Source organism: Psychrobacter sp. 16-MNA-CIBAN-0192 (genome assembly GCF_040309565.1).
Classification (GTDB): domain Bacteria; phylum Pseudomonadota; class Gammaproteobacteria; order Pseudomonadales; family Moraxellaceae; genus Psychrobacter.
Window position 1 is genome coordinate 1 of the sequence record NZ_JBEOOX010000512.1, and the last position, 252, is coordinate 252.

General features: G+C 38.5%; 1 protein-coding gene. It reads left to right on the plus strand.

Translation table 11 applies throughout. From position 1 onward, the window contains the following. On the plus strand, nt 1-252 hold a 252-nt coding region (locus AAEY78_RS14175; RefSeq protein WP_352340050.1), incomplete at both ends, for a phosphate-starvation-inducible PsiE family protein.

Below are 252 nucleotides of genomic sequence, written 5' to 3' on the forward strand. Positions count from 1 at the left end.
CTATAGCAAAGTGATAGTACCCCCGTATTTTCTCCTCGATGCTGAAGATATTCTTGAGACTTTTGGCGCTTTTATGCTTGTGCTCATAGCCGTTGAAATCTTTATTAATATTCGTTTATACCTTGGGTCAAATATTATCCCAGTAGAATTAGTGATTGCCACCGCTCTTATGGCTGTAGCGCGGAAAGTTATCGTGTTAGATCTTAAACTTGTTTCTTCAGAACACATCATAGGTCTTGCTTTGGTAACAAT